Source organism: Deltaproteobacteria bacterium HGW-Deltaproteobacteria-2, assembly GCA_002840505.1.
Classification (GTDB): domain Bacteria; phylum Desulfobacterota; class Syntrophia; order Syntrophales; family Smithellaceae; genus Smithella.
In genome coordinates, this window is the sequence record PHBC01000003.1 from 199,789 (window position 1) to 223,514 (window position 23,726).

19 protein-coding genes and 4 tRNA genes are annotated in these 23,726 nt (G+C 41.5%); 17 read left to right on the plus strand and 6 right to left on the minus strand.

Annotated elements, in window-relative coordinates:
- Positions 1-3: 3 nt before the first annotated feature.
- The 5 genes from CVU62_07890 to CVU62_07910 form a co-directional block, all read right to left on the minus strand.
- Positions 4-79: transfer RNA gene (locus CVU62_07890), tRNA-Thr, on the minus strand.
- 32 nt (positions 80-111) lie between these two features.
- Positions 112-187: transfer RNA gene (locus tag CVU62_07895), tRNA-Gly, on the minus strand.
- Positions 188-210: 23 nt separating this feature from the next.
- Positions 211-295: transfer RNA gene (locus CVU62_07900), tRNA-Tyr, on the minus strand.
- 19 nt (positions 296-314) lie between these two features.
- Positions 315-390, minus strand: a tRNA-Thr gene (locus CVU62_07905).
- Between the two features lie 342 nt (positions 391-732).
- Positions 733-2,118, minus strand: coding sequence for a hypothetical protein (locus tag CVU62_07910; protein PKN37642.1), 1,386 nt, complete (start codon positions 2,116-2,118; stop codon positions 733-735).
- Positions 2,119-2,665: 547 nt separating this feature from the next.
- Here CVU62_07910 and CVU62_07915 point away from each other — a divergent pair.
- From CVU62_07915 to CVU62_07990, 16 genes are all read left to right on the plus strand, one after another.
- Positions 2,666-4,213 (plus strand): 2-isopropylmalate synthase, encoded by a 1,548-nt coding sequence (locus tag CVU62_07915; protein PKN37643.1) that lies wholly within the window; start codon positions 2,666-2,668, stop codon positions 4,211-4,213.
- Between the two features lie 51 nt (positions 4,214-4,264).
- Positions 4,265-5,524 (plus strand): 3-isopropylmalate dehydratase large subunit, encoded by a 1,260-nt coding sequence (gene leuC, locus CVU62_07920; protein PKN37644.1) that lies wholly within the window; start codon positions 4,265-4,267, stop codon positions 5,522-5,524.
- Between the two features lie 103 nt (positions 5,525-5,627).
- On the plus strand, positions 5,628-6,134 hold the full coding sequence (leuD, locus tag CVU62_07925) for a 3-isopropylmalate dehydratase small subunit (protein ID PKN37645.1): 507 nt from the start codon (positions 5,628-5,630) through the stop codon (positions 6,132-6,134).
- A complete protein-coding gene (leuB, locus tag CVU62_07930) occupies positions 6,121-7,215 on the plus strand; it encodes a 3-isopropylmalate dehydrogenase (protein ID PKN37646.1) in 1,095 nt (364 codons plus the stop codon). Before leuD ends, leuB begins: the two co-directional genes overlap by 14 nt.
- A gap of 54 nt (positions 7,216-7,269) precedes the next feature.
- Positions 7,270-7,890, plus strand: a complete 621-nt coding sequence (locus CVU62_07935; GenBank protein ID PKN37647.1) for a methionine synthase — start codon at positions 7,270-7,272, stop codon at positions 7,888-7,890.
- 320 nt (positions 7,891-8,210) lie between these two features.
- Positions 8,211-8,801, plus strand: a complete 591-nt coding sequence (locus CVU62_07940) for a hypothetical protein (GenBank protein ID PKN37648.1) — start codon at positions 8,211-8,213, stop codon at positions 8,799-8,801.
- Positions 8,802-8,857: 56 nt separating this feature from the next.
- Positions 8,858-10,018: a uroporphyrinogen decarboxylase gene (locus CVU62_07945; protein ID PKN37649.1), complete on the plus strand. Its 1,161-nt coding sequence runs from the start codon at positions 8,858-8,860 to the stop codon at positions 10,016-10,018.
- Positions 10,019-10,054: 36 nt separating this feature from the next.
- Positions 10,055-10,732 carry a hypothetical protein gene (locus CVU62_07950; protein ID PKN37650.1) on the plus strand — a complete coding sequence of 226 codons (678 nt, stop codon included), beginning with the start codon at positions 10,055-10,057 and terminating at the stop codon, positions 10,730-10,732.
- A 49-nt stretch (positions 10,733-10,781) separates the two neighbouring features.
- Positions 10,782-11,480 carry a hypothetical protein gene (locus CVU62_07955; protein PKN37651.1) on the plus strand — a complete coding sequence of 233 codons (699 nt, stop codon included), beginning with the start codon at positions 10,782-10,784 and terminating at the stop codon, positions 11,478-11,480.
- A gap of 279 nt (positions 11,481-11,759) precedes the next feature.
- Positions 11,760-14,363: a hypothetical protein gene (locus tag CVU62_07960; GenBank protein PKN37652.1), complete on the plus strand. Its 2,604-nt coding sequence runs from the start codon at positions 11,760-11,762 to the stop codon at positions 14,361-14,363.
- Positions 14,364-14,509: 146 nt separating this feature from the next.
- Positions 14,510-16,912 carry a 5-methyltetrahydrofolate--homocysteine methyltransferase gene (locus tag CVU62_07965; protein ID PKN37653.1) on the plus strand — a complete coding sequence of 801 codons (2,403 nt, stop codon included), beginning with the start codon at positions 14,510-14,512 and terminating at the stop codon, positions 16,910-16,912.
- A 13-nt stretch (positions 16,913-16,925) separates the two neighbouring features.
- A complete protein-coding gene (locus CVU62_07970; GenBank protein ID PKN37654.1) occupies positions 16,926-17,657 on the plus strand; it encodes a hypothetical protein in 732 nt (243 codons plus the stop codon).
- Positions 17,658-17,693: 36 nt separating this feature from the next.
- On the plus strand, positions 17,694-18,272 hold the full coding sequence (pyrE, locus tag CVU62_07975) for an orotate phosphoribosyltransferase (GenBank protein ID PKN38052.1): 579 nt from the start codon (positions 17,694-17,696) through the stop codon (positions 18,270-18,272).
- Positions 18,269-19,429, plus strand: coding sequence for a hypothetical protein (locus tag CVU62_07980; protein PKN37655.1), 1,161 nt, complete (start codon positions 18,269-18,271; stop codon positions 19,427-19,429). The genes pyrE and CVU62_07980 overlap by 4 nt, the downstream gene beginning before the upstream one ends.
- An 85-nt stretch (positions 19,430-19,514) precedes the next feature.
- The gene (locus CVU62_07985) at positions 19,515-19,913 is read left to right on the plus strand and encodes a hypothetical protein (GenBank protein ID PKN37656.1); all 399 of its coding nucleotides are present in this window, start codon (positions 19,515-19,517) and stop codon (positions 19,911-19,913) included.
- A gap of 11 nt (positions 19,914-19,924) precedes the next feature.
- Positions 19,925-21,094, plus strand: coding sequence for an MFS transporter (locus CVU62_07990; protein PKN37657.1), 1,170 nt, complete (start codon positions 19,925-19,927; stop codon positions 21,092-21,094).
- A gap of 13 nt (positions 21,095-21,107) precedes the next feature.
- On the opposite strand, the gene CVU62_07995 is transcribed toward CVU62_07990, so the two are convergent.
- Positions 21,108-22,475, minus strand: a complete 1,368-nt coding sequence (locus CVU62_07995) for a 23S rRNA (cytosine(1962)-C(5))-methyltransferase RlmI (GenBank protein ID PKN37658.1) — start codon at positions 22,473-22,475, stop codon at positions 21,108-21,110.
- Here CVU62_07995 and CVU62_08000 point away from each other — a divergent pair.
- Positions 22,401-23,477 carry a mannose-1-phosphate guanylyltransferase gene (locus CVU62_08000; protein PKN37659.1) on the plus strand — a complete coding sequence of 359 codons (1,077 nt, stop codon included), beginning with the start codon at positions 22,401-22,403 and terminating at the stop codon, positions 23,475-23,477. The genes CVU62_07995 and CVU62_08000 overlap by 75 nt on opposite strands.
- The last annotated feature ends 249 nt before the right edge of the window (positions 23,478-23,726 follow it).

The following is a 23,726-nucleotide window of genomic DNA, read 5'->3' on the forward strand; positions in this document are numbered from 1 at the left end:
AACTGGAGCCCACGACCAGGATTGAACTGGTGACCTCATCCTTACCAAGGATGTGCTCTACCAACTGAGCTACGTGGGCAAAATTTATTATTATTTTTGCCCCTTTTTTATTGGAGCGGGAAACGGGATTCGAACCCGCGACCCTCAGCTTGGAAGGCTGACGCTCTAGCCACTGAGCTACTCCCGCCTGTTTCAACCTCAAATAATCCCTGGTGGTGGGGGGAGGATTTGAACCTCCGTAGGCTACGCCGGCAGATTTACAGTCTGCTCCCTTTGGCCACTCGGGAACCCCACCAGCTTATGTATAATCAAACTGGAGCTGGTGATGGGACTTGAACCCGCAACCTGCTGATTACAAATCAGCTGCTCTACCGATTGAGCTACACCAGCAAACCTTGTCGCAATTGCCTTTGATATCAAGTGCTTATGCTACGTAAGCACAAAAAAACACAACTACGCCCCTAAGCGAATCGCTGAATTTAATTTTTATAGATGTTTTTGTCAAGTAAATTTTTTAAAAATATTACAGATAAACATTGATTCTTAACTGACTGCACTGATGAAAATTTTTTTCCATTCTTTAATCTTCAATTATAAAAAACTTTTTCCCCCAATATTACTAACCAATACAACGTTGTTTTTACAATAACAATTCTGCTGCGCAGAATCAACGGGTAAATACTTTGTTAATACATTTAAGAATATAGTAATAGAATTATATCTCCTCTTCCGTTAATTACCCCCTATATTAATATCAGCAAGATAGATACTTTTATCCCTGACGGCAAGGTAATGGAATCTGTCAGATGAGTCAAAAACAATCCTGCCCATCGTAAGAATCATAATATTATCATAGACTTTATCTGCTTTTTCACCCACGACAACAAACTGTTTATTATCTGATTGAGCCACATAAGCCAAATATTTACTATCCGGACTGAAAACAAGAGACCTATTTCCTATATCATCAAATTGCTTTTCTTCTTTTCCATCTTTGACTACAAAACGTTTATTTTCAGATTGAGCACCATACGCAATATGATTACTGTCCGGGCTGAAAATTATAGATCCATTACCAATGGCATCAAATTTTTTTCCTTCTTTCCCATCAAAGACTACAAAGTACTCTTTTCCCGTTTGAGCTACATAAGCCAAACGTTTGCTGTTCGGACTGAAAACAAGGGTTGAGCCGATACCATCACGATATTCCCCCTCTTTCCCGTCAATAACAACGAAACGTTTTTTTTCTGATTCGGCGGCAAACATTATTCGTTTACTGTCCGGACTAAAAACAACCGTATTCCCAATAGCGTCATAATATTTTCCTTCCTGTCCATCGACGACCAGAAAACGCTTGCTCCCTTTTTGAGCAATAAAAGCTATCCTTTTACTGTCCGGGCTGAAAACAATAACAGTCCCGATAGCGTCGTAATTTTTCCCCTCTTTTCCGTCAACGACCAGAAAACGCTTGTTCCCTAATTGCGCCCAATATGCCACATGCTTGCTATCCGGACTGAAAACAAGAGTGGATCCTATAGAATCATACTTTTTCCCTTCTTCCCCGTCCACAACGATAAAATAATTATTCTCGGACTTAACGCCATAAGCCGTACGTTTACCGTCCGGACTAAAAACTAGAGATGTCCCGATTCCATCATACTTTTTACCTTCTGTTCCATCAATTACTGTAAAACCCTTACCACCAGTCCTAGCGCTGTAAAACAAACGTTGGCTGTCCGGACTGAAAACTAGAGTGGGTCCAATAGAGTCGTACTTTTTCCCATCTATACCATCTGCAACGACAAAAAATTTATTGTCCTTTTGTGCTCCATAAGCAACACGTTTGCTGTCCGGACTGAAAACAAGAGCATTCGCGATAGCATCATATTCTTTTCCTTTTTTCCCATCAACTACTACAAATCGCTTTCCTTCTTTCTCCGCTATATACGCAATGCGCTTACTGTCTGGACTTGCCAAAAAAAGCAACGGAGAGAACTCAATGTCAGCAATAATCTTTTCAGAATTCTTCCTGTCAGGATTTCTTTCTTTCGCAAAAGATACCCCTCCGGTAAAAATAAAGGAAACCGCTATAAATGAGCATATAATTTTTTTAAACATCTAATAAAATTTCCTCCCCAATTTACGGAAAACAATATTTAATTTATAAGTTAAATATAAAATCTCCTTTGGCAAATTTTTAATTGCAAACATAGCTTAGTAAGCTTCCATATTCAAGCCAATAAATACGAATTTCTGACAAACAAATAATTGCATTAAAAAATACTTGCTGGAACAAATATTACCTACCACTACTGCTCTTTACTTTCGACGGTAAATTGTAATTATACCAGACATAACTGCTCTTTTATGTTTTCTACTCGAAAAAATATTTTGACAATAATTATTTTTTGCACTAAAGTAATTAATATTTTTTATTGAAGGCTATAAGAACGATGTTGGACAATGCAAGAAATCAGGATTTAGCTATCAGCATTCTGCCTCTGCTTCTGAGGCTCGCCCTGTTGCGCCTTTTACTTAAGGCCGCCTGCCCATCGTTTTTAGGTCATCACTAGTATTATAAAAAACTGATTACCTAAAAGGCCGTGGGCAAAAATACCCACGGCCTTTTTTATTACAAATAATTACCTAAATTGGAGAGTTTTCTATGAAAAAGGATAAAAATCGCGTTTATATTTTCGATACAACATTAAGAGATGGCGAGCAATCACCCGGATGCAGCATGAACACTGAAGAAAAATTGATTCTCGCCCGGCATCTCGAAAGGCTGGGTGTGGACATAATCGAAGCTGGATTTCCTATTGCTTCCGAGGGAGATTTTGACGCGGTAAAACAGATAGCTAAGGAGATAAAAAAATCCCAAGTAGCCGGACTTGCGCGCGCCAACAAGATTGATATTGATCGCGCCTGGCAGGCAATAAAAGGCGCAGCTTATCCGCGTATTCATACTTTTATTTCATCTTCCGATATCCATTTAAAATATCAATTAAAAAAGAGCCGTGAACAGGTGCTTAAAGAAGCTGTAGCCGCTGTCAAACTTGCACGCTCCTATACTGAAAATGTAGAATTCTCGCCAATGGATGCTACTCGCTCGGATAAGGATTATCTCGTCGAAATGGTTTCCGCTGTCATTGACGCCGGGGCAGGCACTGTAAATATCCCTGATACTGTAGGTTACGCTATTCCGGAAGAATTCGGTAATCTTATCGCCTATCTGTTTGCTAACGTTAAAAATATGGGCGATACGATCATCGCCACTCATTGTCATAACGATTTAGGTCTGGCTGTAGCAAATTCACTGGCGGGAATCAGACAGGGAGCGCGTCAGGTGGAATGCACAATCAATGGCATTGGCGAACGGGCGGGTAACACGGCCATGGAAGAAGTTGTCATGGCTCTGCAAACGCGCAAAGATCTTTATGGACTTTTCACAAAAATCAATACCGACCAGATTTATAAGACATCACGCCTGCTGACTCAGATTACCGGCATATCGGTACAGCCCAATAAAGCCATAGTAGGAGCAAACGCCTTCGCGCATGAATCAGGCATCCATCAGGACGGATTGATCAAGGAAAAGATCACTTATGAGATTATGACACCGCAGTCCGTCGGCATCAGCGAGACACATATCGTTTTGGGCAAACATTCCGGGCGCAATGCCATCTCACACCATTTAAAAAAAATGGGTTACGTACTGAATGATGAGCAACTTAATAAAGTCGCGGCAAGAGTAAAAGACCTGGCTGATGTCAAGAAAGATATTTATGATGAAGATCTGGAAGCTATCCTTTCCGAAGAAATTTACCGTGGAGAAGATAAATACAATCTGGTTTATCTCAATGTGGTCAGCGGCAATGTGGCCATTCCTACGGCGACCATGGAAATGCAGGTAGGCAATGACGTTGTAAGGGAAGCGGGATTCGGCAATGGTCCGGTGGACGCGACATTCGCGGCAATACGCAACATCACTAAAACTAATTATCCACTGATGAAATATATTGTCAACGCGATAACCGGCGGATCGGACGCGCAGGGCGAGGTTACCGTTCAGCTCAAATACAATGATCATTCCGTTGTTGGACGAGGCGCGCATCCAGATGTTATCGTCGCTTCCGCCAAGGCCTATATCAACGCTCTGAACCGTCTGGATTTTTTAAAGAGCAGCAGTAAAAAGGTTAAAGTTGTTGAATAAACTATTGAAATAAGCTAAAGATCTTTTCACTTTTCACAAGGAGAACAAATTGTGGGCAACACTATTACTGAAAAAATATTAATGGCTCATACAAATCTGAAAAAAATATCAGCTGGCCAGTTGATTAATGCCAAAGTGGACATTGCTTTGGGCAACGATGTTACCGCTCCGATAGCAATAAATGAGTTTAAAAAATCGGGTGGCAAAAAAGTATTTAATAAAAACAAAATAGCTTTAGTGCTGGATCACTTCACACCGAACAAAGACATTAATTCCGCCCAGCAGTGCAAGGCGGTACGTGAATTTGCCCTCAAACAGAAGATAACTCATTTCTACGAAGGCGGAAATGTCGGAATTGAACACGCTTTATTGCCGGAACAGGGTATCGTTGGGCCGGGAGATTTGGTTGTCGGCGCGGACAGCCATACCTGCACCTATGGCGCTCTTGGAGCTTTTGCCACCGGAGTTGGCAGCACCGATCTGGCGGCGGCAATGCTTACCGGCGAATTGTGGTTTAAAGTGCCACAATCTATCAAATTCGTCATTTACGGAAAACTGCAAAAATGGGTCTCCGGCAAGGATTTGATTTTGCATATCATAGGTAGAATCGGCGTTGACGGAGCTTTGTATAAAGCAATGGAATTTACCGGGGAAACTATCGGCAAATTGCCGATGGCCGACAGATTTTCCATGGCTAACATGGCTATTGAAGCCGGCGCGAAAAACGGAATTTTTGCTCCCGATAAAATCACCTCGGGATATGTAAAGAAAAGAACAAAGCGTGATTATAAATTTTATTATTCCGATAACGATGCGGTTTATTCCGATACAATTGAAATAAACGCGGCAAAAATTGAGCCGCAGGTGGCTTTCCCTCATTTGCCTTCCAACGTAAAAGGGATAAGCAAAGCAGGCAGGGTGAAAATTGACCAATCGCTCATCGGCTCCTGCACCAACGGAAGGATAGAAGATTTGAGAATTGCCGCTAAGATTTTGAAAAACAGAAGAGCGTCATCGAACGTAAGATTGATTGTCGTTCCGGCAACTCCGGAAATTTACAGGCAGGCAATCAAGGAAGGTTTGATTGAAACCTTCATGAAAGCCAATGCCATAATCAGCCCTCCTTCCTGCGGAGCCTGTCTTGGTGGTCATCTGGGAATTTTGGCAGAAGGAGAGCGAGCTGTCGCTACTACAAACCGTAATTTTGTCGGCCGTATGGGTCATACAAAAAGCGAAGTTTATCTGGCCAGTCCCGCGGTCGCGGCGGCATCTGCCGTTTTAGGGAGAATTGCCTCCCCTGAAGAATTATAAAAAATGTACAAACCCCACTTAGCTTCGCTCGTGGGATAATTCGTCCGACAAATTTCAGTGCGCTACGCTTCTGAAATTTGGGACTCATTAGAGGATTCTTAATATGATATTCAAAGGAAGAGTTTGGAAATTCGGAGATAATATCGATACAGATGCTATTATTCCGGCACGTTATTTAACGACATCGGATCCTAAAGAACTTGCGGCTCACTGTATGGAAGATGCCGATCCCAATTTTGTCACCAAGATGAAAACAGGCGATATTATTCTGGGCGGAGAAAATTTTGGCTGCGGCTCTTCACGCGAACACGCGCCTATTTCGATAAAAGAGGCCGGCATTTCCTGCGTTGTCGCTAAAAGTTTCGCCCGCATTTTTTACCGCAACTCCTTTAATATGGGACTACCCATTTTCGAATCAAGTGAACTTGTGGAAGCGATTAACGAAGGAGAAGAAATAATTGTGGACAGTGCCAGAGGGACAATAACAGTCACAAGTTCAAACAAAATTTTTTCGATCAATTCCATTCCGCCTTTTATGGAAGAACTCATTGCCGATGGCGGCTTGATGAAACATATCGTCAAGAAAAGAGCCCAAAATGAAAAGAGATAATTATAAAATCGCCGTATTTTCCGGTGACGGCATAGGACCGGAAATAATGAAAGAGGCGTTAAAGATTCTAAAGATTATCTTCGATAAGAAAAAAATTGAACTGCAACTAGAGGAAGGACTTGTCGGCGGATGCGCCTATGATCATTTTGGAGTTCCCCTGCCGGAAGAGAGTCTTGCGCTTGCCCGGAAAAGTGACGCGGTTTTACTGGGAGCGGTGGGCGGCCCCCAATGGGAATCGCTTGATTACAGCGTGAGGCCGGAAAGAGCGCTTATGGGTTTGCGCAGGGAATTGGATATTTTTGCTAATCTACGACCGGTTGTTGTTTTTGACGAACTTCTGGACGCTTCACCACTCAAGAAAAATATCGTGCGGGGCATTGATATCATGATTATCCGCGAGTTAACCGGTGACGTTTATTTCGGCAAGCCGCGCGGGGTGAAAAAAGGAAAAGATGGAAAGCGCAGAGGCGTCAACACGATGGCTTACTCTGAAGATGAAATCCGCAGAATTGCGGTGCGCGCCTTTGAAATTGCCCGAACGCGCAAGAAGAATCTCCTTTCTGTAGATAAGGCTAATATTCTCGAGAGTACCGAGCTCTGGCGTGATGTGGTTACTGAAGTCGGTCAAAGTTATTCCGATATTACTTTGAAACATATGTATGTTGATAATTGCGCCTTGCAGCTTATCCGTAATCCTGCTCAGTTTGATGTCATTGTTACGACCAACTTATTTGGAGACATATTAAGCGATGAAGCCGCCATGCTGACCGGTTCCATAGGCATGCTGCCTTCAGCCAGTCTGGGTGATAAAACCGCTTTGTATGAACCAATTCATGGTTCAGCGCCTGATATAGCCGGAAAAAATATAGCCAATCCGCTGGCCACAATTCTGTCGGTGGCATTGATGCTGCGCTATTCCCTGTCTTTGCCGCGGGAAGCCGATTTGATCGAAGAAGCAGTTGGAAAAACATTAAAAGCAGGGTTCCGGACTCGGGATATTTATCAGAAGAACAAAAAATTAGTCGGCACTGAAGAAATGGGCGATGTTATAGCGAATAAATTGTGCAAACTTATAAATTAATAATCACCTTCTGAAACACCTATATTGTAAATATCTTCCCTGGGGATGAAAAATATGGAATCCGTTATTTTTTTTGAAAAAATATCAATTGATCCTCCCCGCGAAAAAATATATCAACGCCTGGGCTACAAAAAGAAAACCACCCAGATTTCGACAACCCGGCAGAAAGAAACCGACTATTTTATCAATGAAGCTTCCTCCCTTATTTCACTTAAGGGATCGTTACTGCGTCTGACCATTAATCATAACAACGGAAGGGGAATAAATTTGGCCGGAGATTTGGTCTTTACCAGTCAAAAGTTGTCTGCTTTTCTGCGTAATTGCCGGGAAGCCGTTCTCATGGGCACGACGGCAGGAAGCACCATCATGGAAGCAATCAAAGAAAAAACTCGTCAGGACGATTTAGGCGCCGCAGTCGTTTATGACGCCACAGCCAGTGAAATGACGGACTGCGCACTGGACTGGATTATGGAGTATATCAATAGGATTCTTCGCCGTGAAGGAAGAGGTCTTTTGCCGCGACGCTTTTCCGCAGGCTACGCTGATTTTGATCTGAAAAATCAAAAAACAATTTATGAAATACTGCAAATGGGGAAAATCGGAGTAACAATTACTCCCAATTTCATCCTTATTCCGGAAAAATCAGTCACCGCTATCAGCGGTATTTTCGGATAAAATAAAAATAAGGGTTACCGCTTCTTTTAAACCTACATTTCTTTAAAATCCGAGACCAAAATCTTTATAATTAAAGTATTAATAAGCAATGTCTTATCAAAAAAGAGAGTTATAAACGTTGATATTTTTATAATATTCCGATTAAGAGTTTCACATTTTTTCGAATATCATTTAACCAACTTGGCTGAATTGTTTTTTTCTTGACAATATGAACGATCTATTTTAATAGAACGAACATTCGTTTTAAATAAAAAAGTGGAGCATCGATCACATCAACAAAATGTTGCACAACAAAAATAATTATCCGGAGATGGTAAAATATGCCGAAAATAGTTGATCATGACAAATGCAGAGAAAAATTGCTGACAAAGTGCTTTGAGCTTTTTAGCCGAAAGGGATACGACAATGTCACGATAAAAGAAATCATTAAAGAATTAAATATTTCCACAGGCATGCTCTATCATTACTTCCCCTCAAAGAAAATTCTGTTTGAATCTCTGTTCAAGTATAAACGCGTAAACGACATAGAAGAATTGTCACAAGAAATTGGTAACGCGGACCAAAATAAAATTATCGAAATGTACATGAATCGCTGGGTTCAAAATAAAAAAACTTATCAGGACCTCGAGATGCTTGCCATAGATTTCTTCAGGAGCAACAAGTGCGAACCCAACCAGGACGTTTTCATCCAGTTTTCCAACTTCTATAGTAGTACCATCAGTTCCAACTTTGGGATTCCTCCCCAAATAGGACAGTTTATTCTAATTTATCTCTTGGGACTTTATTATCACACTTCACTGGCACCTGCTCCGGTGAATTTCGAAGAGCAACTGGCACTTCTTAAAAAATTCGTCATTGATTGTAGCACTAAGCCGCAAAAAAAAACTCGAAAAAAACGAAGCACTGTTTAACATTATTTTAAATAATATTTATGTTTCAAAATTTATAATGGAAAGGAGATATCAAATTGAACATTTCCAAAATAATTAAACCGCTGACAAAAGGATACCTGCCACCACTGGGCGAATTCCCCGAACCTCTTTTGGATTTTGCTGCCAATGTTTCTAAATTCCGTGGACATTTTCAAAAACTGACGTCCATAGAACGTGTATTAACGGCAATGCGCCACAAAGAACCTGACCGGGTTCCTGTCGCCACACTGGTATGCGCCGGTGGTAGACAAGTATCTGGTATCTCCTTTCCGGAATATGCTTTAATTGCCGAAAAAGCAGCGCAATCATTTTTGGATGGCCTTGATTTCGCAGGGGGGGATGTGGTGGTTCTTTTACTGGATCTTTCGGTGGAAGCATCGGATCTCGGACAGAAGCTGGAATATCCGGAAAATTCAACACCACGACCGGATTTCAATAATCACATTATTAAAGATGTATCTGATTATGAACGTATTAAAACCGTAAAAATAAAAGATGCTCCTCGCATGAGTGAATACGTTAGCTTGTGTCAGAAGGTAGTGGAAAGAGTCGGTTTTCGAAGCATTGTCTCGGGTTTTATTTACGGACCGTTGGGTGTTTTGGCCATGATGCGCGGAGCCGAAAATATGTTTAAAGATTGTGTACTGTATCCAAATCAGGTCAAAAAAGCCTGTGAGACCATTACAGAAGTACTAATTGATTTTGCAGATGCTCAGTGCAAAACTGGTGTGTCGGCAGTCGCCATTGATACGCTCTTTGCTTCAAGAAATGGATTGTCGAAAAAATTATGGGAAGAAATTGAAGGTCCATTTAGTCGTGAAATCTCCCGAAAAGTCAAAGAGCACGGATTGCTTGTCGGGATTCACAACTGTGGTCACGACATTTATTTTGACGCTCAAATTAAATTTATGGAACCGGAATTTATTAGTTTTGCTCATCTTCCGGATGATTGCCGTACTCAAAAGGAAATGAAACATCGCTATGGCGGTCAGATAACCCTTGTAGGATATGTACCTACCCCGCTTCTTGTGCATGGTACGCCAAAACAAGTAATGGAGGAATGCTGGCGTCAGATTGATGACCTGGCACCTGGCGGAGGATATATCCTTGCACCTGGGTGCGAGTACCCTCCAAACATCCCCTTGACCAATGCAATTGCGCTGGTAAATGCGGCTGAAAAATATGGCAAAAAGTAAATAATACTAATAAATGCAATAATATGGGAGGATAGCATGATTAGCGAAAACAATATTTTACAAAAACTAGAGGAAAGCGTTTCCTCAAAGGATATAGAAAGTGTCAGCAAAGCAGTCAGTCTGATTGATATGCAAAGCTGTTCACCGACTGATATTGTAAATGCTCTTTCGAGAGGAATTGAAAAATCTCGCGAGTATTTTAAAAATGGAATCTTTTCGATTCCTGATTTGCTCGTTGCCATTGATGCTTATCGTCAGGGCATCAGCTATCTAAAAGAAATTTCGCCCAAATTCATGAGCCAGAAAACAGAAGATGAGAAACCCCGGGTTGTTATCGGTGTAGTAGAAGGTGACGTCCATGATATGGGGAAAAATATTGTTGCCGCAGTTTTAGAAGCCTGTGGTTATCAAGTATATGATTTAGGCCGTAACGTTCCTAATGCTGCCTTTCTGGAAGCAATAAGAACAACAAACGCTGATATTTTAGCATTATCAGCTATGATGTCAACACCACTTGCCAATATGAGGGTGCTCATTGAAATGGCAAGAACAATGTTTCCTCGCACGGCAATTATTGTAGGTGGGGCTCCGTTTGATGCCGATCTTGCCCGTAGGATGGGAGCTGATGGTTATGCGGAAAACGCGATCACTGTGCCTGATGAAACTAAGAAACTTTTAATTACTTTTTCTTCAGATAAAAAGTTGATTAAATAATATCAACTGAGTTTTTCTGTCATGAAAATACATAGGCAATAGTGTCTTTATGGAATATGAAAACATCAAAGTTGTTAATCTGGAAATTAAAAGTAACCCGGAAATTTTATTGCCGCAGATACTTAATCGAATCGGGTATTCGCCAGAAACGATGTCCGAATCGATACGCAAAAGAATTAACAAATTAATCGCAACGGGATGGGGAATAATCCATGTTGATTTTGTTGAACGAATAGCCAAAATTACCAATGGGGGAACAGGTGGCATAACCGGAAAAGGAATTCGAATTGACAGCAGCAAATGGTCAGCGCTCCTCAATCACATGAACTCGCCAGAACTATTATGTTGCTTTGTCCTTACCTTGGGTGAATCGTTAGATAGACTTATTGAAGAAAAGAAAAAAGATTCATTATTTGATGCATACGTGCTGGATGCTTTAGGTTCCCTGATAGCCGAGCAGGCAGCTGATCAGATGGAAATATCTATCTCCAAACATTTAAGTGTAAAAAATTATGAGTGTTCGCATCGGTTTAGTCCGGGATACTGCGACTGGGAACTTGCTGCCGGTCAAATCGCTATTTTTCAATTCCTGCAACCAGAAACGATAGGTGTAAAAAGCATGCCTTCGGGAGTGATAATTCCCGAAAAATCGATATCTGCCGTAATGATTGGAGCAAAGAGAGTAACAACGAAATCCCCCTGCTTGTTTTGTAAAGATCAGCATTGCAAATACAGGCGAACAGATTAATTCTTTTTAAAAACGTGCCGTACTGAGTAAATATACAGAATTCTCAGGAACAAATAAATCTTTTGCCATTATTTTGACACACGAATAGTTATATATTTTACTTATAAAAAAGCTCTCAAAGGTTAATATTTCTTTTGACATCCAGAGCCGAAATATTTATATTTAAATCATAAGTAAATCACCCCTTATCAAAACAGTACAGTCAGAAAGATAAAAAAATAAATGGCAGAAATTTGATATTTCAAATATTTCTTCCAGGTTTTTTCAAAGGCCAAACTTATGGGGGAAAAATCTTCACTAAAAATCGGCAATCCTCAATCACTCAGGGCGTTAATGGTTGATGATTCGGAAAATGATGTATTGCTTATAATTAGTGAGCTCAAGAAAGGCGGATACAATCCTTTTTATGAAAGGGTGGAAACCGTCACTGCAATGAAAAACTCCCTCCAAGAGAAGCAATGGGACATCATCCTTTGTGATTATAAAATGCCTAAATTCGATGCTCCGTCAGCCATTGCCCTTTTAAAGAAAACAAATATAGACATTCCTCTTATCATTATATCCGGAACTATCGGCGAAGAAACAGCTGTAGAGTGCATGCGATTAGGTGCACAGGATTATATAATGAAGGGGGACCTATCCCGTCTTTGCCCAGCCATAGCCAGAGAATTAGAAGAAGTAAAAGTTAGAAACAAGCAAAAACGGGCGGAGGAAAAGTTAAAGGAGAGCGAAAAAAAATACAGGCTTATTACTGAAAAAATGACTGACATTGTGTGGATTTTGGACATGAATTTGCGGACAATCTACGTCACGCCCTCCGTACAAAAAGTGCTTGGCTTTACACAAGAAGAACGAATGAGTCAAACCGTTGAGCAACAACTTACGCCGGATTCACTGTCTATTGCATTGGAAACCATGGCTAAAGAACTAGCCCTTGAAGAACGTGGACAACGAGACGATGAAGGAATTGTAACTCTTGAATTAGAATATTATCATAAGGACGGATCGACTCGCTGGATTGAAACAATCATGAACGGACTTCGCAATGACCAAGGCGTTTTAGACAAAATTCATGGTGTATCCAGAGATGTAACCAAACGCAAGAAGGTCGAGATCCAAAGAGAAGCCGCTCTTGAGGCACTGCGGAAAAGTGAAGAATTATATACAAAATTGGTAAATGCCATCCCCGATATTATTGTTCAAACCGATCTGAAAGGCAATATTGTCTTTATAAACGATTACGCCCTCCAGATCAGCGGTTACAGTAGAGAAGAATTAGAAGGCCATAATTTGTTTTTATTCATTGCTCCGGAAGACCATGAGTATGTAATGAAAAATCTATTATTCTTGTTTGATGGCAGACAGGGATTCAGGGAATATCATCTGATAGCAAAAGACGGAAGGAAATTGCCCTTCGAAGTCAATGGAGATATCTTGCGCAATAAAGACGGGACACCTTTTGGAATCGTGAATTTGTGCAGAGATATCACTGAACGCAAGCTGACGGAAAAAAAACTGTTGGAGAATGAAGAACGTTTGCGAGCCATAACCGGAAATCTGCCGGGAATAATTTTTCAATTTTATGCAAAAGACAATGGCGAGTATGGAATGAACTACGTCAGTGAACGGCAGACAGCGTTTCTTGATACAATGGAAAACATAGACGATTTATTTCCTTATTTCATTTCCCAAATCCACGAAGATGACAAAGAAAGATTTCTTGATTCCATTAAAAATGCAGTAGAGAAAGCCGCCCCCTGGAATTTCGAAGGCCGGGTTACCATACGAACGGGTGAAACGATCTGGTTTCAGGGACTGGCCACTCCGACGCGTCACGAAGATCAACTGGTTTTTAACGGAATTATATTAAACATTAAGGAACGCAAACTGGCAGAAGAAAAATCACGCCTCTCTGAAGAAAAATTTTATAAAATATTTATGACAGCTCCGGACTGCATAACCATCTCCCGTCTGAAAGATGGTCTTATTATTGACGTAAACAAGGGATTTGAAGACATATTGGGATGGAAACGTGAAAGCGTAATCGGATTAAAGGCCACAGACCCGCCTCATAATCTCTGGGTTGATGCATCGGAGCGGGAGTTTATGGTGGCAGAAATTAAAGGCGGAAGAAATATTCTGCATCGTGAATTTGAATTCAGGCGAAGAGATGGTTCTGCAGGAACAGGTATATATTCAGCCCGTCCTATAAACATTGCCGGCGAGGAATGTCTTATTTTCATTCTGCAGGATATAACCGAACACAAACACATGGATGCGGAACTGCGGCGCACCCTTGATAGTCTCAGAAAAGCTTTTGGTGTCACGATGAAGGTTATGGTGTCCGCAGTAGAGATGAGAGATCCATATACGGCCGGTCATCAGTTAAAGACAGCAGATATTGCCAGGGCTATTGCAACAGAAATGGGATTATCTCAGGAGCAAATTGATGGAATTCGAATAGTCGGCACTATCCATGACATCGGGAAATTATCCATACCGGCAGAGATATTGTCCAAGCCGACCAAACTGACAGAATTAGAGTTTTCCTTGATTAAAGAACACTCTCATAGTGGCTATGAAATGTTGAAGGACGTGGAATCTCCTTGGCCGCTAGCGGAAATAGTCTACCAACATCACGAGCGAATGGATGGCACCGGTTACCCCAGAAATCTGAAAGGTGATGAAATTCTCATAGAAGCCCGCATTCTGGCTGTTGCGGATGTTGTGGAAGCCATGGCATCACACCGTCCATATCGCGCATCATTGGGAATTGAAGCTGCTCTTAAAGAAATTGAGAAAAATAAAGGAACCCTCTATGATATTGATGTAGCCGATGCCTGTCTGAGGCTCTTTAGTGAAAATAAATACCGGTTTTCATGAACTAAAAAGACTTAGTAAATAGAAAATACACAAAATCGTATAAATCTTTATTCTGGCTGTTTATTCCAAAAAAAATCACACTTATTGCCACAAAAATGATATAAGAGCGCGGTGTTCTAATAATTATAGATTTCAGGGAGAATCTTGTGGCTGAAGCTGTCAAAATTAAAAATCTTTTAACAAAAAAGACTGTCATTCTGGATGGTGCCATGGGCACCGAGCTGCAAAAAAAAGGAATGCCCGGTGGTGTTTGTCCGGAATACTGGTGCCTGAAAAATCCTCAAATTATGGGGGATTTATACCTCGCTTATCAAAAGGCGGGCTCGCAAGTAGTCTATACCTGCACTTTCGGCGCCAATCGTTTCAAGCTGAAACAATACGGCATTAAAGAAAACTCTTACCAGATAAACTATGAACTGGCGCGATTGGCAAAACAGGCCTGCGATAAGAAAACTCTGGTTGCCGGCGACATCGGTCCTACAGGTTTATTTATAGAACCTTTCGGTCCGCTTGCTTTTGAAGAAGCAGTAGATACCTTTAAAGAGCAGGCAAGGGGTCTGATCGATGGCGGTTGCGATTTAATTGTCATTGAAACCATGATCGATATTCAGGAAGCGCGCGCTGCATTACTTGCCGTCAAAGAAATTAAAAATATTTTTACAATAGTTTCCATGACCTATGAAAAAGACGGTCATACACTGGGCGGTACCGATCCCGTAACAGCACTTATCACCTTACAGAGCCTTGGTGCTGATGCCGTGGGCTGCAATTGCTCCACCGGCCCTGAAAAAATGGTGGAATTTATTGCAGCTATGAAACCATACGCTACCGTGCCGCTTTTAGCAAAACCAAATGCCGGAATGCCGCGCCTCGAAAGCGGAAAAACTATTTTTGAAATGGATGCGAAAACGTTCGCGTCTTTCGGGCGCGATCTTGCCAAAGCGGGAGCCAATATGCTGGGCGGCTGCTGCGGTACGACACCGGAACATATCCGGGAACTGGCCAAAGCAACCGCGAAAATCAAGCCATGCCGACCACGAAGAAAATCAATCAGCGCTTTGAGTTCAGCACGTGGTTTTGTACATTTGGCTGAAAATCAGCCTCTCTTTATAGCAGGTGAAAGAATAAATCCCACCGGCAAGAAAGCCCTTCAGCAGGAACTTATCGAAGGGAAAATGTCCATTATCCGCCAGATGGCGTTGGATCAGGAAAATCAGGGCGCAAATTTGCTGGATGTTAATGTCGGCCAGCCCGGTATTGATGAAGTAAAAACAATCAAAGAAGTAATTTCTCTTTTGTCCACAACCACCAGACTGCCGCTGGTTATTGATTCTTCCAATGTAAAAACAATTGAAGCAGCGTTGCGGATTTATCCGGGTCGAATACTGATTAATTCCATTTCCGGCGAAAAAGAAAAAATAACCAAGCTTCTGCCTTTAGCGGCTAAATACGGAGCTATGTTCATTTTGTTGCCACTGACCGGCGGCGAAGTACCGCAAACGGCGCAAAAACGGCAGACAATTATAAAAAATATTTTTCAAAAGGCGAAAAATTTCGGCTTTACCAAAGATGATTTCATTGTTGATTGTCTGGTCATGGCTGTTGCCTCCAATCCTGATGCCGCGAACGAAACACTCAAAACTCTGCATTGGTGTACACATACTTTTAAAAGTAAAACCAATTTAGGTCTTTCCAATGTTTCCTTCGGTATGCCTGGACGCCCGTGGCTAAACGCCACTTTTCTGGCAATGGCACAATTTAACGGCTTAACTATGGCTATTGCCAATCCAGCCAGTTCTGAAATTATGAATGTTAAAAAAGCAGGAGATGTTCTCCTCGCCAGAGATAAAGACGCTTTACGTTTTATTGAACATTTTTCCGCACAAGCCAATGTTAGTGCCGCAACTGCCGCGGGAAAAGTTCTTACGCCGCAGGAAAAGATCGCTAACGCGATAATTAACGGCGACAGAGATAATATTCTGTCTTTAATAGAGACAGCGCTTTCCGCCGGCAGTTTGGCTCAGGACCTAGTGGATAATATTATGATTCCTTCCATTGTTCAGGTGGGCGATTTATACGAAAGAAAACTTTTCTTTTTGCCACAGTTGATGGCCGCTGCAGAAACAATGAAAAAGGCGCTTGGTTATCTCGAGCCACAATTGAAGAAAGATTCCACCGAACACAAAGGAAAAATATTACTGGCAACCGTTAAGGGCGATATTCATGATATAGGTAAAAATATAGTCGCTCTTCTTTTGAGAAATTATGGCTACTATGTTATTGATTTGGGTAAAGACGTTTCCGTGGAAGATATTATAGAAACTACCCAAAAAGAAAAACCTGATATTATCGGCCTCTCCGCGTTAATGACCACAACAATGGTAAATATGAAAGACGTGATAACGCTGGCGCGAGCGCAGGGGATCCAGAAGCCTTTTATGGTGGGCGGAGCTGTGCTTACCGAAAGTTATGCGAAATCAATTGGAGCCCATTTCGCTAAAGACGGTGTGGAAGCCGTTAAAGTAGCGGGTAAATTGATTAAAAAATAAATTTTTTTATCAGATGAAAATTATTAAACAGACAAATAAAATATATAAAATCTCACCTGCTCTGTGTTTCTCTCTGCTGATTCATTTTGCCGCCGCAGCTTTTCTGTTTCTCGGTTTATCAAACAACGTGCCTGTGCAAAAATTAAAAGGATTAAATCTGGTCTGGGTTTCTCTGGATAATGCAAACAAACTCAACAGATTTGAGCTTCAAAGTGATCGTGCCGTACAATCATCTACTGCCACAGAAAAAATAGCTGAAGAAGAGATAAACAATGAAACACTTCTCACCAAAACAAAAACAACTCAAATAACCACAACAACGCCAGCGAGAGAACGGGCGAATATTACGGCGTTGGCAAAACCGGGCACGTTCACTGCAACCAGAGAACAGACCAATGATAAAGACGATTATAGCGTGAATAAAACCGTAGTAAAAAAATCTAATTTAGACACGACGATAGCCTATCCTTTATATAAAGAAAACTCACCGCCTGTTTATCCGGCCATAGCGCGCGTTCGCGGTTATGAGGGCGTTGTTCTGGTATCCGCGGAAGTTTTGCCGGACGGCCGTGTAGGGAGTATGAAAATCAGGAAATCGTCCGGATACGCCATTCTGGATCAATCAGCAATCGAAGCGGTAAGACCATGGAAATTCGAACCGGCAAAAAAATATGGCAGTCCCCTTACAGTTTGGGTTGATCTGCCCATAAAATTCATTCTGCATAGTGAAAATTCCCAATCATAAATTTGGTTCAAGGGGAGGAAAATGACCATTGACAAGATGAAAGAAAGACTGGGCGAAATAATTATCGAGCGGTCTTTTAAATACAGCGAAGATCCGCCTTTCACACTCGCGTCCGGGAAGAAAAGCAATTATTACTTCAATTGTAAACCGACCACACTTGATCCAGAAGGCATGAATCTTATCGGCGCTATTGTTTTTGATATGCTCAAAGATACCGATATTACCGCTGCAGGCGGACTGACTCTGGGCGCCGACCCGATAGCCAACGCGCTTTCTGTCATATCGTATCAAAAAGGAAAACCGATAAAATCCTTTATTGTCCGCAAAGACATTAAAGATCATGGAACTAAAAGCGCCATTGAAGGTAACGTATGTTCAGGAGAAAAAGTCGCCATAATAGATGATGTAATTACAACTGGCGCCTCCACCATTACCGCTATAGAACAGGCGCGTAAAGAAGGCCTGAAAGTCGAAATGGTCATTACGCTTATTGACCGACAAGAAGGAGGCAAAGAAAATATCCTTCAACACGTTGATAATATAAAATCCGTCCTGAGTAGAACCGAAGTAATGAACCTCCGCGCGAAGCATATCAACGTCAAGGATATTAAATGAAAAAAGTTTTTATTTTTTTTCTGTGCATAGGCCTGTCTTTTTTTTCGGCCTGGGATTCCGGAGCCAATCTTTTAATTATTCCCGTAACTAATTTTAATTCGTCGGATATATCCAGCGTATTACCTGCGGGATGGAGTTTGGATAAAAAAACAGGCAAACCTCTTATGAGAATAAAAAAAGAGGATAACGCGTTTTACCTTAATATGATTTCTTCCGGCGATTCATCTTTCGGTGTGCGCAAAGAATTCAAGGTGGATGTTAAAAAATTCCCAATATTGTGTTGGCGCTGGAAAGTACACAAATTGCCCCGGAGTGGAGACGTCCGCAAGGCATCCACTGATGATCAGGCCGTGCAAGTTTTAGTCGCATTTAAAGCAACCGGATTCCCGGCAATGACCCATACGCCGGTAATCGGCTATATCTGGGATTGCGAAGCTCCCAAAGGATGGAGCGGTCGCAGCCCGCAGTTTGGCGGTGATAAATTAAGGTATATTGTTTTAAGAAACAGAACTGATCAAACCGGTCAGTGGTACACGGAACGGCGCAATTTATATAAGGATTATAAAAAGCTCTTCGGTGATATTAAAGGAGGCGAGCCACAGGGATTAACAACCGGACTGCAGATTCATATTAACTCCCAGCACACAAAAAGTCCGGCCGAAAGCGAAATCGGCGAAATATATTTCAGCGACGCCCCCTCTGATATCGCCTTGGCTGAATCCGTAAGAGAAGTAAAGCAGACGCAGGATGCGAAGATTTCCGCCGTAAAGCCACCTCCTCCTCCCAGAATTTCCGCTGTTAAAAAACAGCCTTCAGCCGATTGTCTCAGTATAAGCATCGAATTTAATTCCGACTCGGCTGATGTTGGTGATAGTTATAATGATGAAATGCAGGATATCGTTGAATATCTAATTAAGAATCCAAAGGCCATACTTACAATAATTGGTCATACGGACAACACCGGCACAACTCAGCAAAATCTTATTCTATCAAAAAAGCGCGCCGAAAGCGTAAAGGATTATCTTGTGGATAATTTTAACATTGACCAACAACGTCTAAAAACACAGGGAGTCGGTTCCGCCAAACCTGTGGCAGATAATGATACTGAAGAAGGCCGTAAAAATAACAGACGTGTTACGATTAATGACTGCCCTTGACCGATCATTGACAGATTGTCTTTATTGTTTTATATTTCAACATAATTAATGGTTCTTCTTTTGTAAATATGCATTGGATAAACATATGAAAAATAAAATACATTATTTAATCTTTTTAATCTTATTTCTTTTGGCCGGATGTAATGCCGCTATAAACATGAACGGCAAGATTGTCGGTGTTAATTCCGGAAGATTCCTATACCAGAACGGCAATCTTATCAGCAATTACCACGCTAATATTGATTTAGTGTGGAAGGCCTGTGAAAAATCAGTAACTGAATTAAAGGCTGTGAATATTCAAAAAGAACGTAAAATTTCCACTGGTATGATTAAAGCTAAAATCCAAGATGAAAAAATAACCATAAAAGTAGAATATCTGGAAAGAAACTTGACCTCTGTCTCCGTATTTGTGGGAATGGTCGGCAATAACATGGCTTCCCGCCTTATCCATGACAAGATAATCGGCAACATAGCGGAACACTAATCTATAAATTCATGACAGAAAACCCCAGAGACGAAAGCAAAGGATCTATTCGCGTATTTGCGTGGGCTTCTTTTTTAAATGATTTGGGCTCGGATATGATTTATCCTGTTTGGCCTTTGTTTGTAACTTCTGTTATGGGCGCAAACATGGCCATGCTGGGATTAATTGACGGTTTGGGCGAAGCTTTTGTTTCCATCTCCAAAGCTATATCCGGATATATTTCCGACAGAATCAGAAAAAGAAAATTTTTTATCTGGTCCGGTTATATTTTGGGCTCAGTATCGAGGTTTGGTTACGCGCTCGCTCCCGTGTGGCAATGGCTGATTCCCCTGAAAATATTAGATCGTTCCGGGAAAATACGTTCCGCTCCTCGTGACGCGCTAGTTGCAGATATTTCCAATGATCAAAACCGCGGCGGCAATTTCGGCTTAATGAAAGCCATGGATAATTTAGGAGCGGTTTGCGGTATTGTTGTCTGCCTTCTGCTTTTTGAACATATCGGTTTTACCAATCTCTTTCTCATTGCAGCCCTGCCCTCTCTTATCAGCGCGTTTCTTATCTACAAATACATAAAAGAAGTCAAAACTTCAGATAAAAAACTATTTGCAGCCTTTACTCTGAAAGATTTGGATTTCAACTTTAAACTATTTCTTGTTCTGAACTCCATTTTTACATTGGGAGCATTTAGCTACTCTTTTCTGCTTATTTTTGCCGGTAAAAGTGGCTTTAAAGCAACTTATCTGCCCGTCTTCTATCTTATAATTACCGTAACGGCGGCGATTTTTTCTCTGCCTATGGGGAAACTATCGGACAAAATAGGAAGAAAAAAACTGATGTATTTAGCTTTTATTTTGTGGGCGGCAATTTGCAGTGGTTTTATTTTATCGACCAACGCTATCGTTGTTGTCGCCGTTTTTGTGCTTTACGGTTTGCATAAGGCGGCGCTGGAAACCGTGCAAAAAACTTATACCTCGGAACTTTGTCCCGATTGTTTCCGGGCAACCGGTTTGGGAGTATTTCAAATGGCGATTGGCATTTGCGCTCTGCCGGCGTCATTGATTGCCGGTTTTCTCTGGGAGAAGATTAATATGCAGGCACCTTTTTACTTATCTCTTACTTTGGCTCTCGCGGCCTGTTTTATGCTTTTCTTTGTAAAAGAAAGTAATTGTAAAGAAATATAAAATAAGCGCTTAATTATTTTTTAACCAGCAGCAAACCTTTAAGATAGCGGCCTTCCGGATGTCCCAACAAAACCGGGTGATCCGGTCCCGCTTCCAATCTGGCCAATAGTTGCAGATCCGTTCCGGCATCCCGCGCCGCTCCCAGAACAATCTTATAAAAAAGATCTTCTTCAATAAAATTGGAGCAAGAAAAAGTAGCTAAAATACCGCCCGTTGTAAGATGCTTGATCGCCTGCATGTTAATTTCTTTATAGCCTCGCGTGGCTTTAGCTACATCTCTTTTATTTTTGGCAAATGCCGGAGGATCAAGAATAATCATATTGAAGTTTTCCTGCGTATTGCGCAAATAAATAAAAACATCAGCCTCTATTACCGGATGGTTTTCAGGGGAAAACCAGTTGAGATGTAAATTCTTTCTGGCGGCGATACAGGCCGGTTTGGATATATCAAGAGAAACGACCCGTTTTGCTCCGCCTTCAGCGCAATAAACAGAAAAAGCCGCCGTGTAACAAAAACAATTCAACACATTCATTTCGAGACTCAAAGCTCCCAACTTTTCTCTGTTGACTCGCTGGTCAAGGAAAAATCCTGTTTTTTGGCCGGAAACAACATCAACTTCAAACTTCAGGCCGTTTTCCATTATCTCCACAGAATCGTTTTTATTTTCTCCGAATATAACACCATTCCTGCTTTCCAGCCCTTCCAACACGCGGGACCGGCTGTCGCTTTGTTCATAAATCCGTATTGGTTTTAACTGGGAAAGAAGAGCGTTCAAAACGTGATTTTTCTGTTTTTCCATTCCGGCTGTAGCGATAGAAAGAACCAATGTTGAATTATAAACATCGACAATTAGTCCGGGGAATCCATCACCTTCGGCATTAATCAGACGATAAGCGTTTGTATGCTCGCCAATAATTTTTTGCCTTAATTTGTATGCGGCATGGAGACGTGACTGCCAGAAATATTGAGAAATATTTTCTTCACATTTATTGGTTAATAAACGAAAGGCAATATCGGTCAATGGATTATAAAATCCCAGCGCCAGATGGTTACCCGCTGAATCTTTAGCCAAGACAATATCGCCCGCGGCCGGGTTTCCATTAATCGCGGCAATCGCGCCGGAAAATATCCAGGGATGACCGCGCAGCAAAGACACTTCCCGCCCCTTTTTCAGAATTATTTCCGGATACATTATCGTTGACATGGTGTCTAAATATCTTTTCCCGCTTGAAATTGCAAGACACTTTATATTATAAAACACTCGCCGTGAGCATTCGAATACCAAAAAGTTAAAGGAGTGTAAAAAATGTACGCAGTAATAATGGCCGGTGGACGGGGTACAAGATTCTGGCCCCGCAGCAGAGAGAAAAAGCCTAAACATTTATTGGATATAATAAGCGAAAAAACTATTATTCAGGAAACCATGGACCGGATCAAACCGCTAATCACTCCTGACAATATTTTGGTAGTAACTGGAAAAAAACACGCCCGCGCTCTGATTAAACAGCTTCCAGAAATCCCCCTTAAAAATATAATAATCGAACCGGAAGGGAAAAACACAGCCGCCTGTATTGGACTCGCTGCCTTGCATATTCAAAAAAGAATACCCGATGAAATTATGGTAGTCCTGCCTTCCGATCACGCCATCGCCGATGAGCAGGAATTTAACGCCGTCATCGGCGCAGCAGCAAAAGTTGCCGCGCGGGAAGAAGGACTGGTAACAATAGGCATCAAACCTTCCAGCGTTCAAACAGGATTCGGCTATATTGAACAAGCGGATTCATTTCAGACGATAGATGGTAAAGAAGTTTTTCGTGTGAAATCCATTCGCGAAAAACCTGATTTCCAGCAGGCGCAAACATATATTCAAAACGGGAATTTTTACTGGAACAGCGGTATGTTTATCTGGAAGGCTTCGACCATATTAAAAGAAATCAGACGCTGGCTACCCGATTTATACGCAGGACTGATGAAGATTGATGAAGCGCTCGGCTTGCCTGACGAAGCGTTAATCGTGCCTCGTGTTTACAAGAAGCTTAAATCCATTTCGATTGACTACGGTGTCATGGAAAAAGCCGATAACGTTTTCGTGCTGCGAGGAGATTTCGGCTGGAGTGATGTAGGAAGCTGGGACGCACTTTGGGAAATATCGGTAAAAGACCCTAAAGGAAATGTTTTGGCCGGCAAAGGCAATGTTATCTATGAAGATACTGAAGGCTCTCTTGTTTACAGTCCGCAAAAGCTTGTCGCCCTCGTTGGAATAAAAGATTTAATAATAGTTGAAACAAAAGACGCTTTACTTATTTGTAAAAAAGGTTGCTCGCAAAATGTGAAAAAAGTAGTCGACGCACTGGAAGAAAAAAAGTTAAAAAAATACTTATAATACCAATTGATACCATTTCGATTTCAAAGGATAACGCGGCGGCAAGGAGGAGGATCCGCAGGCGTATTACTAATACGCTGAGGCAGCTGATCCCGATAAATCGGGACCAACAAAGTTAGCCAAAGAAAGCGAATTGGTATGGTATCATTTCAAGTATACCGGCCCCCCCGTGACAAAAAATTTTCCTTTTTTGAGCTCATCGATAATCATGTTCAGGGTAGTTTTTTCATCATCAAAGGTAATGATCAA

Bases quoted from the DNA above. Each gene is read 5' to 3' on its own strand.
- CVU62_07980 (PKN37655.1), top strand. From the start codon at position 18,269: ATGAAAAAAGTTTTTATTTTTTTTCTGTGCATAGGCCTGTCTTTTTTT.
- pyrE (PKN38052.1), top strand. From the start codon at position 17,694: ATGAAAGAAAGACTGGGCGAAATAATTATCGAGCGGTCTTTTAAATAC.
- CVU62_07910 (PKN37642.1), bottom strand. From the start codon at position 2,118: ATGTTTAAAAAAATTATATGCTCATTTATAGCGGTTTCCTTTATTTTT.
- CVU62_07940 (PKN37648.1), top strand. From the start codon at position 8,211: ATGCCGAAAATAGTTGATCATGACAAATGCAGAGAAAAATTGCTGACA.
- CVU62_07955 (PKN37651.1), top strand. From the start codon at position 10,782: ATGGAATATGAAAACATCAAAGTTGTTAATCTGGAAATTAAAAGTAAC.
- CVU62_08000 (PKN37659.1), top strand. From the start codon at position 22,401: ATGTACGCAGTAATAATGGCCGGTGGACGGGGTACAAGATTCTGGCCC.
- CVU62_07970 (PKN37654.1), top strand. From the start codon at position 16,926: ATGAAAATTATTAAACAGACAAATAAAATATATAAAATCTCACCTGCT.
- leuD (PKN37645.1), top strand. From the start codon at position 5,628: ATGATATTCAAAGGAAGAGTTTGGAAATTCGGAGATAATATCGATACA.
- leuB (PKN37646.1), top strand. From the start codon at position 6,121: ATGAAAAGAGATAATTATAAAATCGCCGTATTTTCCGGTGACGGCATA.
- CVU62_07985 (PKN37656.1), top strand. From the start codon at position 19,515: ATGAAAAATAAAATACATTATTTAATCTTTTTAATCTTATTTCTTTTG.
- CVU62_07915 (PKN37643.1), top strand. From the start codon at position 2,666: ATGAAAAAGGATAAAAATCGCGTTTATATTTTCGATACAACATTAAGA.
- CVU62_07995 (PKN37658.1), bottom strand. From the start codon at position 22,475: ATGTTTAGGCTTTTTCTCTCTGCTGCGGGGCCAGAATCTTGTACCCCG.
- CVU62_07990 (PKN37657.1), top strand. From the start codon at position 19,925: ATGACAGAAAACCCCAGAGACGAAAGCAAAGGATCTATTCGCGTATTT.
- CVU62_07960 (PKN37652.1), top strand. From the start codon at position 11,760: ATGGGGGAAAAATCTTCACTAAAAATCGGCAATCCTCAATCACTCAGG.
- CVU62_07950 (PKN37650.1), top strand. From the start codon at position 10,055: ATGATTAGCGAAAACAATATTTTACAAAAACTAGAGGAAAGCGTTTCC.
- CVU62_07935 (PKN37647.1), top strand. From the start codon at position 7,270: ATGGAATCCGTTATTTTTTTTGAAAAAATATCAATTGATCCTCCCCGC.